The sequence below is a fragment of the Bacillus sp. JJ1474 genome, from assembly GCF_036965225.1.
Taxonomy (GTDB): Bacteria; Bacillota; Bacilli; order Bacillales; family Cytobacillaceae; genus Cytobacillus.
Window position 1 is genome coordinate 1 of record NZ_JBALPC010000294.1, and the last position, 927, is coordinate 927.

1 protein-coding gene is annotated in these 927 nt (G+C 33.1%); it reads left to right on the forward strand.

What is annotated here, in order from left to right:
• Window positions 1-155: 155 nt before the first annotated feature.
• On the forward strand, window positions 156-596 hold the full coding sequence (locus V7164_RS24815; protein WP_335347359.1) for a cell wall hydrolase: 441 nt from the start codon (window positions 156-158) through the stop codon (window positions 594-596).
• The last annotated feature ends 331 nt before the right edge of the window (window positions 597-927 follow it).

Here is a 927-nt window from a genome sequence, read left to right on the forward strand (position 1 = left end):
GTATAATAAGCTTTACTTAGGATGAGTTTTTAACAATTTTTGCAACTTACAAAAATTATTTTTATTTAATAACTCTAAGCTTTAATACGAAGGCTTATTATTTAAAACGACATGAATGTAATCTTTGATACATACTATATTTTGGGGGTGGAAAAATGGCGAGAGTAGCTTACCGGACTGCAGATGTTGATTTAATGGCCCGGATGATGAGAGCAGAAGCTGAAGGCGAAGGAAAACAAGGAATGCTCTATGTTGGAAATGTCATTGTTAACCGTGTTGTTGCAGAATGTACTGACTTTAAAGATTTGAGAACAGTTAAACAAGTCATTTTTCATGTACAAGGAGGAAATTACTCGTTTGAAGCTGTCCAAAAAGGCAATGTATTTTATCAAAGGGCAAGAGAATCCGAAAGAAGATTAGCAAGACAGAATTTGGAATCTTGGAGAGATCACCCAGCGAAATATGCTCTTTGGTACTTTAATCCATATGGTCCTTGTCCTCCTACATGGTATGATCAACCCTTTTCTGGTCAATTTAAAGAACATTGTTTTTATGAACCAGCAGCTGGAACATGTGCAAGTGTTTATAGCGGATGATAAGTTTGAAAACCGAAATACGTCTTTTTATCCTTTAAAATTATAAATTTTTTTTAAGGGCAAATTCCTTAAAGTGACTAACATTATTATTATTATTTGAAAAGTACTTTATGTTATACAGGATTTAAAATGGATTTAATTGACTCAAACGGGGAATTAGAGTATTTTTTATATGCTTGTATAAAGTTACTCACAGGGGATAGTGATGAAGAACTATAGGTTAAAAAATGAATTTAAAGGCTACAGAAAAGGATCAAAATTTTACGTTGTGGCTGAATCTGAATTTATCGGGGTAAAAGAATTTGTATTGCGAACCGAGGATTTAACTCGC

Excerpts from the sequence above, each read along its gene's own strand:
- V7164_RS24815 (WP_335347359.1), top strand. The coding sequence starts at position 156 with ATGGCGAGAGTAGCTTACCGGACTGCAGATGTTGATTTAATGGCCCGG.